The sequence below is a fragment of the Actinomadura kijaniata NBRC 14229 genome (assembly GCF_001552175.1).
GTDB lineage: Bacteria > Actinomycetota > Actinomycetes > Streptosporangiales > Streptosporangiaceae > Spirillospora > Spirillospora kijaniata.
In genome coordinates, this window is the sequence record NZ_BCQR01000045.1 from 1 (window position 1) to 13,404 (window position 13,404).

At 75.4% G+C, this 13,404-nt stretch carries 12 protein-coding genes; 8 read left to right on the forward strand and 4 right to left on the reverse strand.

The features are described from left to right. Positions 1-321 precede the first annotated feature (321 nt). From AKI01S_RS16045 to AKI01S_RS16055, 3 genes are all read left to right on the forward strand, one after another. The gene (locus AKI01S_RS16045) at positions 322-2,010 is read left to right on the forward strand and encodes a hypothetical protein (protein ID WP_067817456.1); all 1,689 of its coding nucleotides are present in this window, start codon (positions 322-324) and stop codon (positions 2,008-2,010) included. Between the two features lie 201 nt (positions 2,011-2,211). Continuing rightward, positions 2,212-2,883 (forward strand): ATP-binding cassette domain-containing protein, encoded by a 672-nt coding sequence (locus tag AKI01S_RS16050; protein WP_157419863.1) that lies wholly within the window; start codon positions 2,212-2,214, stop codon positions 2,881-2,883. Next, complete coding sequence (locus AKI01S_RS16055) at positions 2,883-5,441, forward strand: YhgE/Pip family protein (RefSeq protein ID WP_067817462.1); 2,559 nt, start codon at positions 2,883-2,885, stop codon at positions 5,439-5,441. The genes AKI01S_RS16050 and AKI01S_RS16055 overlap by 1 nt, the downstream gene beginning before the upstream one ends. A gap of 3 nt (positions 5,442-5,444) precedes the next feature. Here AKI01S_RS16055 and AKI01S_RS16060 read toward each other — a convergent pair whose 3' ends face one another. Then, a complete protein-coding gene (locus AKI01S_RS16060; RefSeq protein ID WP_157419864.1) occupies positions 5,445-6,185 on the reverse strand; it encodes a polysaccharide deacetylase family protein in 741 nt (246 codons plus the stop codon). A gap of 227 nt (positions 6,186-6,412) precedes the next feature. On the opposite strand from AKI01S_RS16060, the gene AKI01S_RS16065 reads away from it, so the two are divergent. Then, positions 6,413-7,555, forward strand: coding sequence for a serine hydrolase domain-containing protein (locus tag AKI01S_RS16065; RefSeq protein ID WP_067817465.1), 1,143 nt, complete (start codon positions 6,413-6,415; stop codon positions 7,553-7,555). A 10-nt stretch (positions 7,556-7,565) separates the two neighbouring features. Here AKI01S_RS16065 and AKI01S_RS16070 read toward each other — a convergent pair whose 3' ends face one another. The 3 genes from AKI01S_RS16070 to AKI01S_RS16080 form a co-directional block, all read right to left on the reverse strand. Continuing rightward, positions 7,566-8,438, reverse strand: a complete 873-nt coding sequence (locus AKI01S_RS16070) for a crotonase/enoyl-CoA hydratase family protein (RefSeq protein WP_067817472.1) — start codon at positions 8,436-8,438, stop codon at positions 7,566-7,568. Between the two features lie 47 nt (positions 8,439-8,485). Continuing rightward, positions 8,486-9,547 carry a hypothetical protein gene (locus AKI01S_RS16075; RefSeq protein WP_067817474.1) on the reverse strand — a complete coding sequence of 354 codons (1,062 nt, stop codon included), beginning with the start codon at positions 9,545-9,547 and terminating at the stop codon, positions 8,486-8,488. Between the two features lie 265 nt (positions 9,548-9,812). Further along, positions 9,813-10,169 (reverse strand): hypothetical protein, encoded by a 357-nt coding sequence (locus tag AKI01S_RS16080; RefSeq protein ID WP_067817476.1) that lies wholly within the window; start codon positions 10,167-10,169, stop codon positions 9,813-9,815. Between the two features lie 152 nt (positions 10,170-10,321). On the opposite strand from AKI01S_RS16080, the gene AKI01S_RS16085 reads away from it, so the two are divergent. The 4 genes from AKI01S_RS16085 (at position 10,322) to AKI01S_RS16100 (ending at position 13,274) form a co-directional block, all read left to right on the forward strand. Beyond that, positions 10,322-11,116, forward strand: coding sequence for a class I SAM-dependent methyltransferase (locus AKI01S_RS16085; protein WP_245681642.1), 795 nt, complete (start codon positions 10,322-10,324; stop codon positions 11,114-11,116). Beyond that, positions 11,113-11,739: a hypothetical protein gene (locus tag AKI01S_RS16090; RefSeq protein WP_067817484.1), complete on the forward strand. Its 627-nt coding sequence runs from the start codon at positions 11,113-11,115 to the stop codon at positions 11,737-11,739. Before AKI01S_RS16085 ends, AKI01S_RS16090 begins: the two co-directional genes overlap by 4 nt. Before the next feature lie 123 nt (positions 11,740-11,862). Then, positions 11,863-12,417, forward strand: a complete 555-nt coding sequence (locus AKI01S_RS16095; RefSeq protein ID WP_067817487.1) for a hypothetical protein — start codon at positions 11,863-11,865, stop codon at positions 12,415-12,417. A gap of 332 nt (positions 12,418-12,749) precedes the next feature. Continuing rightward, positions 12,750-13,274, forward strand: coding sequence for a hypothetical protein (locus AKI01S_RS16100; RefSeq protein ID WP_067817489.1), 525 nt, complete (start codon positions 12,750-12,752; stop codon positions 13,272-13,274). Positions 13,275-13,404 lie beyond the last annotated feature (130 nt).

Below are 13,404 nucleotides of genomic sequence, written 5' to 3' on the forward strand. Positions count from 1 at the left end.
CCCGCAGGCCAGGTCACGCGCTCGCGTGCGTGGCCGGGGTCCACTTGGAACAGGCCCTGGGGTCACGGCGAGCGTCCGGGCGCCACCTCCGGGCCGCCCCCACCAGCGCCAGGACGGCTTCCGGCGGCTCGGCGCCGTGGCCGCGACAGCGCCTGACCACCCCGGATCGACGCACGCGACGATCTCCTGCCCGTCCCCGCTCCCGGAACCCCGCGTCGGCGGTCGTGCCGGGAAAGCGGACGGGGGCTCCGGTGAAGTACCGGCGAGCGGCCGGCCGTCTCACCGCGCCGGCCGCGGATCCTCCGGAGACCAAGGAGTGGCATGACCATCAGAAGGATGGTGGCCGGTATCGGGGCGGCGGCCCTGGTGATGGCGGGAACGGCACAGCAGGCGCAGGCCGCGCCGCCCGAACGGCCCCCGCGACCGGCCCCGTCGGCGAACCCGTCGGCGAACCCGCCGAAGGCCGGGGACGGCGGCCGCGGGACGTTCCGGCGGGGCACGGTCCGCACCGGACTGCCGCACGAGTCCAAACTGCGTCGGCCCCGCACGGCGCGGGCCGACGGCGAGCCCACCCTCAAGGTGAAGGTGCTCGACCGCGACGGGTCCACGCCGACGACCGAGCGGAACAGCCGCCTGTACATCTGGCCGCTGGACGGGAGCATGCCGTTCGGGTTCGACGTGGAGAACGGGCACGCCGAGGGCTCGCTGCCGAAGGGCGACCACATCGTCTACACCAAGATCTACGACAGGAGGGCCGACGGCCGGGCGTCGACCACGCTGATCTACCTGCCGAAGGTGTCGGTGACCGGCGACCTGTCGCTGACGCTGGACGGCCGCCGGACGCGGCCGGCCCGGGTGACCGCGGACCGCGCGGACGCCGCCGCGAGGAGCACCGCCGTCCTGATCTCGCAGCGCGTCGGGGCGGACGTCCGAGGGATGACCATCGCGGACGGCGACGAGGTCCACGTGTCCCCGGCCGCCCCCGGCGGGGACCTGGGCTACCACGTGCAGGCACGGCTCACCCGGAACGGGCAGGAGCAGGGAAGCCCCTACGTCTACAACATCGCGTCCAGGGCCCAGGGGATTCCGGCCGATCCGAGCGTGCGGGTCCGTGCCGGTGACCTGGCCGCCGTGCGCACCCGCTACACCGCGCAGGGGAGACCGGGCTGCACGGGGACCCACGCGGCGGTCGACTGGGGCATCGGCACCGAGGTGGGCCTGTACGAGTCGCCCGGTCGGGTCCCCGCCGAGCGGACCGAGTACTACTCCCCCGACGTGGCCTGGAACCTGGACGCGGCCGTCACCACCCCGGACTGCTCCTTCGAGGAGTACGACCTCCAGTTCCGGACGGGCGAGCGGTTCCGGGCGGGGACCCACGCGATGAGCTGGCACACCGCTCCGCAGGGACCCGCGGCGGGCAGGTTCGTCGCCGACCGCGACGGCCAGAACCTCGTCGAGGTGCCGGTCCTGACCTCCTGGGACGCCGACGGGCCGCTCGGCGTGTCGGCCACCACCGGCGACACCACGGTGCGGAACGCGGCCGGAGAGGTCGTCGCCACCAGCACCATCCCGGGCCTGCTGGACGGCTGGGAACCGGCCCGGCCCGGTCCGCACACCGTCACGGTGGACGGCAGGCGGGCGGCGTCCTGGTCGGACCTGGGGATCCGGCAGCACATCGCCTGGAACGTCACCGTCACCGACCCGAAGGCCGACGTTCCGCTGCCCGTGATCCGGTACCGCACGGACCTGGACGCGAGCAACCGCGCCCGGCCGGGAAGCACCCAGGTCCTGTCGCTGGTCCCCGACGGCCCGCTGGGGCGGGCCGGCGCCGCGCCGTCCCTGTGGACCTCCGCCGACGACGGGAAGAGCTGGCGGCCGGTCGCGCTGACCGCGCACGACGACGGCTGGCGGGCGTCCTTCCCCAACCCGCCGTCGGGTCATGTGTCGCTGCGCGTCCGGGTGCCCGGTGTCGTCGACCAGACGGTGATCCGCGCCTACGGCGTCGGCTGACCGGCGCCGGGGGTGCGGCTCGTTCCCGTGGGGGCGTCCGCCCAGCTCACCGCGGTTCTCCGGGCGAGCCGCACCCGACCGCCGGAGCGGACCGGGGTCGTTTCCAGTCCCGGTTAAAGGCTTGGCGATGAGTGCGGTGGCCCCGCCCGCGCCGCCGCCGGAATCCGCCCGCTCCTCCCCAGTGTGTCCTGGGGGGTGGCGATGGAGCCGACGCGGGACGAGCCGACGACCGAACCTGAGGTCGAGCCGGTGGTCGAGGCCGAGGACCTGGGGCTGCGCACCCGGCGGGGTCCGGTCTTCGCCGGGGTGACGCTGCGGGCCGCGCCGGGGGAACTGGTCGCGGTCACCGGTCCGGGCGGCAGCGGCCGCACCTCGCTGCTGCTGACGGTGGCGGGGCGGATGAGGCCCTCGTCGGGAACGCTGCGGGTGTGCGGGATCGCGCTGCCGGGCGGCGCGGCGCGGGTGCGCGGCCGGGTGGCGGTCGCGCGGGCCACCGGAGCCGCCGAGCTGGAACCCGACCTGCGCGTCCGCGACCACGTGCGGGAACGCGCCCTGGCGGCCGGGAGCCCGGCGGCGGCGTTCGACGAGGCCGCCGGGACCGTGGGCCTGGACGTGCCGGGCGCGACGGTCGTGGCGGAGCTTGCCGCGGCCGACGCGACCCGGCTGGCGCTGGCGCTGGCGCTGCTGGAGGCGCCGGAGGCGCTGGTGCTGGACGACCTGGACGACGGCGCGGACCTGGCCGCGCAGCGCGCGCTGTGGGAGGCCGCCCGGAGCGCCGCCGACAGCGGCCCGGTCGTGCTGGCCGCCGCCACCGAGCCCTCCCCCGCCGCCGGTCTGGCCGACCGGCTGGTCGCGTTGGGGGGACGGGGCTGATGCGCGCGCTGCGGCTGGCGGCCTACGAGCTGCTGCGGTTCCGGACGCCGATGCAGCGGGCGGGGCTGGGGTTCCTGCTGCTGGTGCCGCTGCTGTACGGCGGGATCTACCTGTGGTCCAACTGGGACCCCTACTCCAAGATCGACCAGGTGCCGGTGGCGGTGGTCAACCAGGACGAGCCGGTCGAGGTGGAGGACCGCACCATCCACGCCGGCGGCGACTTCGTGACCGAGCTGAAGCGCGAGCCGCTGCTCGGCTGGCGGTTCACGACCGCCCCGGAGGCCGCCGACGGGCTGCGCGACGGCCGCTACTACGCGGTGATCACCGTGCCGCGCGACTTCTCCGCCAAGCTGACCAGCGGCGCGACCGGCAGCCCGCGGCGGGCCGCGATGGAGATCCGGCTCGACGACGCCAACAACTTCCTTGTCGGGATCATGGCCGAGACCATCCAGTCGGAGTTGCAGCGGCAGATCTCGGCGGCGGCGGTGTCGGCGTACTTCCAGGCGGCGTTCGGCCAGCTCGACGAGCTGCACCAGGGCATCACCGAGGCGGCCGACGGGGCCGGGAAACTGCGCGACGGGCTGGGACGGGCCAAGGACGGGTCGTCCCGGCTCGCCACCGGCCTGGAGCAGGCCAAGACCGGCACTTCCGCGCTCGCCGACGGCCTCGGCCAGGCCAAGACCGGCTCGGCCGCGCTGGTGAACGGCCTGGAGCAGGCCCGCACCGGCACCACCGCGCTCGCCGACGGCCTCGGCCAGGCCAAGACCGGCTCGGCCGCGCTGGTGGACGGGCTGGCCGCCGCCGACCGGGGGGCCGGAACGCTGGCGAACGGGCTGACCACCCTCCAGCGGGGCACCGCGCGGCTGGCGCCCGGCGCCGAGCAGGTGTCCCAGGGCGTGCACCGGGTGACCGGCACCGCCGTCCCGCTGCTCGACCGGGCCTCCAGGGCGCTGCCGGACCTGACCGCGCTCGCGGCGGCGCTGACCACGGAGGCCGCCGGCGTGACCGCGACGACCGCCGCCGTCGCCGACCGCGCCGTCCACGACACCAGGGCCATCCGGCGGTGGATGCGGGGCGCGGTCGCCGCCCGTCCCGCCATCGCCGGCAGCGTCGAGTACCGGGCGCTCGACGCCTCGCTGACCTGGGTGGACGGGCACACCGAGACGCGGGTGTGGGCGCTGGCGAACGCGTTCCCCGAGGCCGCCGACCGCCGCGACCTGCCCGCCGCCGTCACCTCCGCCCGGCGCCTGGACCGGACCCTGCTCGCCCGTCTGAACCTGCTGGCCGAGCGGTACCCCGTGCTGCGCGACGACCCGCTGTTCCGCGAGGCCCTGGAGATCACCGAGCTGGTCGCCGAGGGGGTGCGCCGCGTCGCCCGCCGCGCCGACCGCGCCGACGCCGTCGCCCAGCGGATCGCCGCCGACGTCGGGCGCTTCCAGCGGAGGGTTCCCGGCCTGCGGGAACGGCTGGCGAAGGCCTCCCGCGACCTGCGGACCCTGGACCGGGGCGCCGCGCGGGTCGCGGCGGGCGCCCGCCGCCTCGACGCGGGCGCGACCCGGCTGGTGGGCGGCGCGGACCAGCTCCACTCCGGCACCACCCGGCTGCTCGCCGGGGCCCGCCGGCTCGACGCGGGCAACGCCGAACTGCTCTCCGGCGCGCGGGCCCTCAACGCGGGCGGCGGGAAGCTCCTGGCGGGCGCGCGCGAGCTCGACGCGGGCAACGCCAAGCTCCTGTCGGGCGCGCGCCAGGTGGACGACGGCGCGGGCGAGCTGCTGTCGGGCGCGCGGGAACTCGACTCCGGCAACGCCGAGCTGCTGGGCGGGTCCAAGGACCTCGCCTCGGGCCTGAAGTCGGCCGAGGACCGCATCCCCACCGTCGAGGACCCCGCCGACACCGCCGAGAAGCTCGCGAACCCGGTGGACGTGAGGACCACCAACGCCCATCCCGCCAAGTACTACGGGCGCGGGCTGGCGCCGTTCTTCATCGCCATCGCGCTGTGGGTGTTCGGGATCGTGGCGTTCCTGATGCTGCGGCCGGTGTCGGGGCGCCTGCTGGCGTCGCGCGCGAGCTCGGTCACCGTCGCGTTCGCCGCCTGGCTGCCGGTGCTGTTCATGGGCGCGCTCGCGGCGCTGGTGCTGTTCGGCGTCCTCACCGTCGCGCTCGGCCTGAACGCGGTGAACGCGGCCGGGACCGTGCTGCTGATGCTGCTGGGCGTGGCGGCGTTCAGCGCGATCGTGCACGTGCTGCGGCTGGCGTTCGGCGCGGTCGGCGACGCGCTCGCCCTGGTCATGCTGATGGTGCAGCTGGTGTCGTGCGGCGGGCTGTACCCGGTGGAGACGCTGCCGCAGCCGTTCCGCGCGATCCACGACGTGGTCCCGATGACCTACTTCGTGGCGCCGATGCGGGCGACGATCTCCGGCGGCCAGACCTCGCACGTCGTCGCCGACGCGCTGGTGCTGACCGGCTACCTGGCGGGCGCGCTGGCGCTGCTGGTCCTGGCGGTCCATCTCCAGCGCCGCTGGTCGATGGCGCGGCTCAAACCGGAGCTGGAGCTGTGACGCTCAGCGGTGCTCGTACCTGTGCCCCGGCCTGAGCTGCTTGCCGTGGAACATCTCCGACACCGTGACGAGCGTGAACCCTCGCTTCTTCAACCCCGCCAGCATGCGCGGCACCGCCTCGACGGTCGTCGGGTGGATGTCGTGGAGCAGCACGATGCCGCCCTTCCCCGGCTCGCGGACGCCGATCCGGGCGACGCGGGCGGCGCTGCGGTCCCGCCAGTCGAGCGTGTCGACGCTCCACATGATCTGCGGCATGCCGACGGCGCGCGCGACCTTCCCGTCGGTGGCCCCGTAGGGCGGGCGGAACAGGGTGGGCGTCACCCCCGACGCCTCCCGGACCGCCTCGTTGGTGCGGCGGACCTGGGACCGCACGGCGTCCGGTGACATCCCGGTGAGCTGCGGGTGCGACCAGCTGTGGTTGGCGACCTCGTGGCCCTCCAGGGCCATGCGCCGGACCAGGTCGCGGTGGGGGCCGACGTTCTGGCCCAGCAGGAAGAACGTCGCGCGCGCCCCCTCCCCGCGCAGGTCGTCCAGCAGCCGCCCGGTGTGCTCGCCCGGCCCGTCGTCGAACGTCAGCGCCACGCACGGCGTCCGCGCGCAGTCGATCGCGCGGGGCGGCGGCGGGGTGGGCGTCGGCGTCGGCGTGGACGGCCGCGCCGCCGCCGGCACGCTGCTCCGCGCCGCGACGATCTGCCCCGCCCGCATGCCTCCGCAGCCCGCCACCATGGCCGTCGTCGCGGCCATCGCGAGTACCGTCCCCCTGGTCACACGCACCACTTACCCCCGAAAGTGTTGCCGTGCGCGCTTCGTACCCCTTGGTCCGTATAGGCATGCCCAGGCTTCGCACAAGATCCATTCCCGGCCGGGTGCCGCCGCCCCGCCAAGGACACGTCCGGGAACGGCAAAGCCGCCGATGATTTCGGGGCCCCGCGCCGGTCCACCCCGTGGTCACGACGGTGGAAAGGAAGTCGATGAGCAGCGATCTGCGTTCCGTCCTGCGGGTCCGGGTGGACGACGGCACGGTGCCCGGGGCGGTGGCCCTGGTGTTCCGCGGGGGCCGCGCCGAGGCGGCGGCGGTGGGCCACGCCGATCTGGCGGACGATCTCCCGATGGCCCGCGACTCGATCTTCCGGATCGCCTCGCTCACCAAGCCGATCACCGCGGCCGCGACGATGCTGCTGGTCGACGACGGCCTGCTGGCGCTGCCCGACCCGGTGGACCGGTGGCTGCCGGAGCTGGCCGCGCCCCGGGTCGTCCGGTCCCCGTCGTCTCCGGTGACCGACACGGTCCCCGCCGAACGGCCGATCACGGTGGAGGACCTGCTGACGTTCCGCGCGGGGTACGGGTTCGCCGCCGACTTCGCGTTCCCGGCGGTGGCCGAGCTGTTCCAGACCGTGCAGCGCGACCCGCTGCTCCCGCACGACTACCCGCCGCCGGACGAGTGGACGGCGGCGCTGGCGAAGATCCCCCTGCTGTGCCGGCCGGGTGAGGCGTGGCTGTACCACACCTGCTCCGACATCCTGGGCGTGCTGGTCGCCCGCGTGGCGGGGCGGCCGTTCCCCGAGTTCCTCCGCGAGCGGCTGTTCGCGCCGCTCGGCATGGACGACACCGGTTTCGACGTGCCCGCCGCGAAGCTCGACCGCTTCACCGTGCTCTACGGCACCGGCGAGGACGGCCGCGAGGTGGTCGACGCGCGCGACGGCCGGTGGGCGCGCCCGCCCGCGTTCCCCTCCGGCGGGAGCGGGCTGGTCTCGACCGCCGACGACCTGCTGGCGTTCCACCGGATGCTGCTGGACGAGGGCGCCTTCCGGGGCCGCCGCGTCCTGTCGGCCGCGTCGGTGCGGCTCATGACGGCCGACCACCTGACCGGGACCCAGCGCAAGGAGGGCGAGCCGTTCCTGGAGGGCCAGGGCTGGGGGTTCGGCGGGTCGGTGGACGTCGCGCGGATCGACCCGTGGAACGTCCCGGGCCGCTACGGCTGGGTCGGCGGCAGCGGCACGGCGGCCCACCTCGTCCCGGCGACCGGGACGGCGGCGATCGTGCTCACCCAGCAGGCGCTGACGAGCCCGACGCCGCCGTCGGTGCTGCGCGACCTCTGGCGGTACGCGGCCTGACCGGGCGCGGTCAGCGCAGGGGCCAGTCGGGGACCTGGGGCGGCAGGTCGGTGGAGATCCGCATCGGGAACTCCGCCGGCCGCTTCTCCAGGAACGACGTGACGCCCTCGTTGGCGTCCGGCGCGCCGCCGAGCGCGGCCATCAGCCGGGAGTCGGCGACGTGCGCGTCCCACGGCGACGGGGCCGACAGGCCCGACCACATCAGGCGGCGGATGGCGGCGACCGACACCGCCGAGGTGTTGTCGGCGATCTCGCGGGCCAGCGCGTAGGCGGCCGGGAGCAGCTCGTCGGGGGCGTACACGCGCGACACCAGGCGGCCGTCCAGGGCCTCCCGCGCGTCGAACACCCGGCCCGTCGCCGCCCACTCCATCGCCTGCGCGATCCCGACCAGGCGCGGCAGGAACCACGACGAGGCCGCCTCGGTGACGATGCCGCGGCGCGCGAACACGAACCCGAACTTCGCCTTCTCGCTGGCCAGCCGCACGTCCATCGGCAGCGTCATCGTCACGCCGACGCCGACGGCCGCGCCGTTGAACGCCCCGATGACCGGCTTGAGGCAGCGGGCGATGCGCAGCGCGACGGTGCCGCCGCCGTCGCGCGGGGTGCCGTCCTCCAGCACGTCCTGCTCGCCCGCGAACATCTCCTTCGACTTCTCCTGGTCGAAGGTGGCGCCGCCCCCGCCCAGGTCCGCGCCGGCGCAGAACGCCTTGCCCGCGCCCGTCACCACGACCGCGCGCACGGCGTCGTCGGCGTCGATCCGGTCGAACGCGTCGAGCATCTCGTTGCGCATGGTGTAGGTGTAGGCGTTCATGCGGTGCGGCCGGTTGAGGGTGATCGTGGCGACCCCGTCCGCAACGCTGTACTCGATCTCGGTGTACGACACCAGCGGCCCCTTACTCGCGATTTAGAAGCCGATTCTAGGAAGCCGTCTCAGCCGAACCTCACCTGGCCCAGCGCCCGCCGCGCCAGGTCCGCCACCGCCCGCTCCATCTCGTCGGCGGGGCGGTTCCGCGCGGTGTAGTCGACCAGCACCACGACGTTGTGGCGGCGCCCGAGCAGCTGGACGCGCCGCAGGCCGTCGGGCGCGGCCTGCTCCGCGCCGCCGGGCTCGGTGATCTGCCAGGCCTGCTCGCCCACCCCGCGCACCGGACGGGAGTCGGCGAGCAGCAGGAAGGTCCGCATGCGGTCGCGGGCGTTGGCGGTGCCGCCGCTGCCGCCCTCGCGCGAGTACCGCTGGAGCCGCAGCTCCAGCCCCTCCTTGCGCCCGGCGACGCCCCAGTGGCACGCCGACGTCTGGAACGGGTCGCCGTCGTCGTGGAACCGGTCGTCGTTCACCGCCCCCGGCACCAGGCCCCGCACGGTGCCCTCGTCCACGACCCGGCAGGCCCGCGGCAGCGTGCCCGCCTCCTTGTTCCCCGGCCACCAGGTCTCCTGCCAGGGGAACTCCACCAGCTGCACCGCCAGCAGCAGGCCCAGCGTCCACCCCACCACGCCGACGGGCCCGACGCCCTTGACCGCCTGGACCCGGACCTTCCTGCCCCTGCAGCGCGCGGTGAGGTCGGCGAGGGCCCGGTCGAAGTCGGGAGTGCGGCCGAGGAGCCCCTCGCGGGGCGCGGCCAGCGCGACGACGCCCGCCGTCCCGCCCTTGCGGACGACCATGACCCGCCGCCCGAACGGCGTGGACAGCGTCCTCAGCTCCTTGACCTGCTTCCAGAGGATCAGTTGGAGCGAGCCGTGCCGGCCGTGGACCAGCCCCTTGGCGTCGGCCACGGTGCGCCCGCGCAGCAGCAGGCTGCACAGCCGCCCGAAGTACAGCACGCCCACCAGCCCGGCGAGCCCCATGGTGATCACGCCGTAGCCGTCGTAGACCAGGAACGACAGCGCGAGCGCGACCGAGACCACCAGCCCCGGCAGCGCCCACCACAGCATGCCCCGCGGCGGACGCACCTCGTACGCCGCCGTCGTGTCCTGCCGTTCCGCCTCAGTGGTCATCCCGGACGATCCTCTCCAAGCCGCATCAAGCCCGACCGCCCCGGCATCCTCCCGCACCCGCACGCCCCCTGCCACCGTTCGTCACCGGACCGCGACCTTCGTGGATCCCGGGGTTCCGGGGCGTTCACCGCGGGGTGACCTCCTCCGGCGGTGGCCGGGTCGAGGGGCGCGGTGCTCCCAGCGCCGGGGTCACGGCCCGTGGGCGGCCGGTCACGGGGAGACGCGCGGGCCCTCGGAGGTCAGCGCGTCGGGGTCAGCGTCCGGGTCAGGAGGACGCCTCCGGGAAGAGCCGGACCAGCAGGTCGCGCCGCCAGTCGTTCACCGGGCCGCGGAAGCCCAGCGGGGGCAGCACCGCCACGCCGCTCCTGTCCACGGCCAGCAGCACGGTGACGTCCTCGGCGAGCTCCAGCTCGGTGGGGGCGCGGCGGCCGCTTGCGGCCAGCCGCTGGGCGACCAGCCCCAGCACCCGCGCCCAGCCCTGCCCCAGGTAGGGCGGCAGACCGGTGACGCGCAGCTCGGGAAGCCCGCGCACGGCCAGACCGAGGGTGCGCAACTCCAGGCCGTCCGGGCGCTCCGCGCCCACGATCCGGACCTCGGTCCGCGCCGTGTTCTCCCCGCTCATGCCTCGACGGTACCGACTCGGCGCGGGTCGCGCCGACCGGGCCCGCGCCCTCGCCCCGGGGACGTGAGACAGATCACCTAACGATGTCAGATGCTGGACACCGGTGACGCCCCCGGGATTTGTTCGGATAAATTGCCACAGTGAATTGGGCCGTGACGACGTACGACTCCGCCTTCGGGTACGTCTCCGCGCACGGCGCACCGCTGGTCGACCTGCTCGACCCGCAGCCCGGCGAGAAGATCATCGACCTGGGGTGCGGGACCGGCACGTTCACCGCGGAGATCGCCGAGCGCGGAGCCGAGGTGCTGGGCATCGACGCCGCCCCGGAGATGATCGCGCAGGCCACGGCGCTGTACCCGGGCCTGTCGTTCGCGGTGGGGGACGCGCACACGTTCACCACCGCGATGCCCTACGACGCGGTGGCCTCCAACGCCGCCCTGCACTGGATGACCCGCGACCCCGACTCGGTGATCGCGCAGGTGCACGCCGCGCTGCGGCCCGGCGGCCGGTTTGTCGGCGAGCTCGGCGGCGCGGGCAACTGCGCCGAGCTGATCGTCGCCATGCAGACCGCCTGGCGCGTCTTCGGCCTGGGCGAACCCGACCTGCCCTGGTACTTCCCGAGCCCCGCCGAGTACGCCACGCGGCTGGAGGACGGTGGGTTCACCGTGCGCCTGCTGGAGCACGCCGACCGCCCCACCCGCATGGTCGAGGGGCCGGACGGCGCGGCCGACTGGGTCCGCGTCTACGCCCGCAGCGCCCTGGCCGACGTCCCGCCGGAGCTGGTGGACCCCCTCCTGGAACGGGTCAACGAGCTGGCGGCCCCGGCCCTGCGCCGCGAGTCCGGCTGGGTCGCCGACTACGTCCGGCTGCGCTTCGCGGCGGTCCGCAAGCCCGACGGCACGGCCCCGATGCCCGAGGGCCCGCCCCTCAACGGCGGCGCCCCATGACGCTCCGCGTGGGCCCGCACGCCCTGACGTCCCGGGCGGTGCACGTGCACCTGGCCCCGGGGGCGGGGCTGCGCCCGCTGGTCGTGGCCGACGTCCTGCGCCGGGTGGCCGAACGCCGCCGCCACCGCGTCCGCCTGACCGCCGCGGCCCGCCTCCCGGCGGACCCGTCGGACTACAACGTCCGCGCCCCCGAGAGCCTCGCGCCGGACACCGCCGACGTCCTGATCTCCCCGGCCCCCGCCCCCGGCGCGCTGCTGGTCCCCAACGAGACCGGCGCCCCGGGCCCGGACCCCCTGGCCACACGCCTGGCGTTCCTGGAGGCCCCCTACCGGGTCCCCGTCGCCCTCACTCCCGAGACGCTCCGGTCCGCCGCCGCCCGCCTGGCGCGGTACCGCCGCCTGGTGGCCGACTGGGCGATCTCCCCCGGCCGCCCGATGCACCGCCCCTCGGCGGCGGAGGCGGAGAGCGCCCTGGCCGCCGATCTGGACACCCCCGGGGCCCTGGCGGTCCTCGACCGCCTGGCCGAGTCCGGCGACGTCCCGCCGGGCGCGAAGCTGGAGACGTTCGTCCACGTCGACCTCCTCCTCGGCCTGGACGTGGTCGCCGCCATCGGCACCGCCTAACACCCCCCAACCAGGCGAACCACCGACCGGCGGCCACACCCGGACGTTCTCCCGACCGCCCTTCCCGGCCGGTTCCGCGTCGCTAACGTGCACCGACGACGGACGGGACACGGGCGGACACGGATGGCGAAGCACAAGATCGGCGTTCTACTGACGGTGCTGCTCCTGGCCGGGGGCTGCGCGATGGCGGGGGCCACGCCGTCCGGCGCGTTCCGTCCCGGTGAGGCCACCGCACCGCCGCGTCCGGCGTCCCCGGTCTCCACCCCGCGCGGCGACGGCTCGCCGCTGGGCCGCTACCGCCTGTTCCACGAGGTCATCGAGTACACGCTGGAGACCGGCGACCCGCGCCGCGTCCCCGCGGTCGCCACCGGCCCGGCCGCCGCCCGCCTCCTGGACCGGGTCCGCCGCAACCACCGCGCGGGCGTGGTCCAGCGCGGCCACGCCGTTCCCCGCCCCACCCTGACGGCCCTCCGCGAGGGCCCGGGCCACGGCGCGGGCACCGCCGAGATCGTGGACTGCGTCACCGCGTCGGGCCCCTGGACCTACCGCGCCCGCACCGGCGAACGCGTCGGCCCGGCGCCCCGTCCGCGCCGTCACCTCGTCCACGCGACCCTGACCAAGGCCCACGGCATCTGGAAGGTCGCCGCCCTGACGATCCCCCGGAACGCCCGCTGCTGACCACCCCGGCCACCCGCCCACGCCGCGCCCCTCGCCCCAGGACCCCGATGCCGACACCACGCCTGACGCCGTCCCTCGTCCTCCTGACGACGCCCTTCCTCGCCACCGCGTCCGCCTCGCCGCACACGACGGCTCTCGCCTCGTCCGGGAACGCGGCGGGGCGTGCGCCCCGTGCCGTGCTCGCGCCCGCCGACGCCTCCTGCACGCCAGGGGCGGGGTGGCTGTGCGGCATCAGCGCCTCCTCTCCGGGCCGGGCAGCCGCGCCGCGGGCCGGAGGGGCCCGTGGCGAGCGGCCCGCCCCGGGGGGTTCGCGAGGCGACACCATCACGCCCATGTGCGCCCCGACCGGCGGGGCGGACCACTGCATCACCGTCTCCGTCCCCGCCCCCGCCAGGACCCCCACCGCCGCGGTCGCCGAGATGGCGCGCGACGCGATCGCGCTGCCTCCCCCGCGTCCCCGCACGAGCCCGCGGGGCCGCACCTGGGTCAGGTTCCCCACCCACCTGTGGATCGACGGGGCCTCCTGGCGGACGCGGTCCGCCTCCGTCGCCGTGGACGGCCAGACCGTCACCATCACCGGCCGCCCCACCCACGTCACCTGGGACCTCGGCGAGACCACCCTCACCTGCGACGGACCCGGCGTTCCCTACACCCGCCGCGCCACCGGCGCCTCCTGCGCCCACGCCTTCGCCCGCGCGACGCCCGGCCCGTTCACCGTCACCGCGACCGTCCACTACGCCGTCGCCTGGACCTGCCGTGGCGCGTGCGATGCTCCCGGCGGCTCGTTCGACCCGCTGCCCGCCTCCGGAACGGTCGCCCTCCGCGTCTCCGAGATCCAGACCGGAACGACCCCATGACACCCCGAAAGACCATCAAAATCCGACACAAGGGGACTAAGAGGCATTAGTCACCATCTATCACCCTTGCCCCTTTCGCCCCATCCTGCTTTGCTTTCCCGATCGAAAGAACCGATCGTTCCCTCCCGGA

Bases quoted from the DNA above. Each gene is read 5' to 3' on its own strand.
- AKI01S_RS16090 (WP_067817484.1), top strand. From the start codon at position 11,113: ATGACGCTCCGCGTGGGCCCGCACGCCCTGACGTCCCGGGCGGTGCAC.
- AKI01S_RS16050 (WP_157419863.1), top strand. From the start codon at position 2,212: ATGGAGCCGACGCGGGACGAGCCGACGACCGAACCTGAGGTCGAGCCG.
- AKI01S_RS16100 (WP_067817489.1), top strand. From the start codon at position 12,750: ATGTGCGCCCCGACCGGCGGGGCGGACCACTGCATCACCGTCTCCGTC.
- AKI01S_RS16060 (WP_157419864.1), bottom strand. From the start codon at position 6,185: ATGGCCGCGACGACGGCCATGGTGGCGGGCTGCGGAGGCATGCGGGCG.
- AKI01S_RS16045 (WP_067817456.1), top strand. From the start codon at position 322: ATGACCATCAGAAGGATGGTGGCCGGTATCGGGGCGGCGGCCCTGGTG.
- AKI01S_RS16075 (WP_067817474.1), bottom strand. From the start codon at position 9,547: ATGACCACTGAGGCGGAACGGCAGGACACGACGGCGGCGTACGAGGTG.
- AKI01S_RS16095 (WP_067817487.1), top strand. From the start codon at position 11,863: ATGGCGAAGCACAAGATCGGCGTTCTACTGACGGTGCTGCTCCTGGCC.
- AKI01S_RS16065 (WP_067817465.1), top strand. From the start codon at position 6,413: ATGAGCAGCGATCTGCGTTCCGTCCTGCGGGTCCGGGTGGACGACGGC.
- AKI01S_RS16055 (WP_067817462.1), top strand. From the start codon at position 2,883: ATGCGCGCGCTGCGGCTGGCGGCCTACGAGCTGCTGCGGTTCCGGACG.
- AKI01S_RS16080 (WP_067817476.1), bottom strand. From the start codon at position 10,169: ATGAGCGGGGAGAACACGGCGCGGACCGAGGTCCGGATCGTGGGCGCG.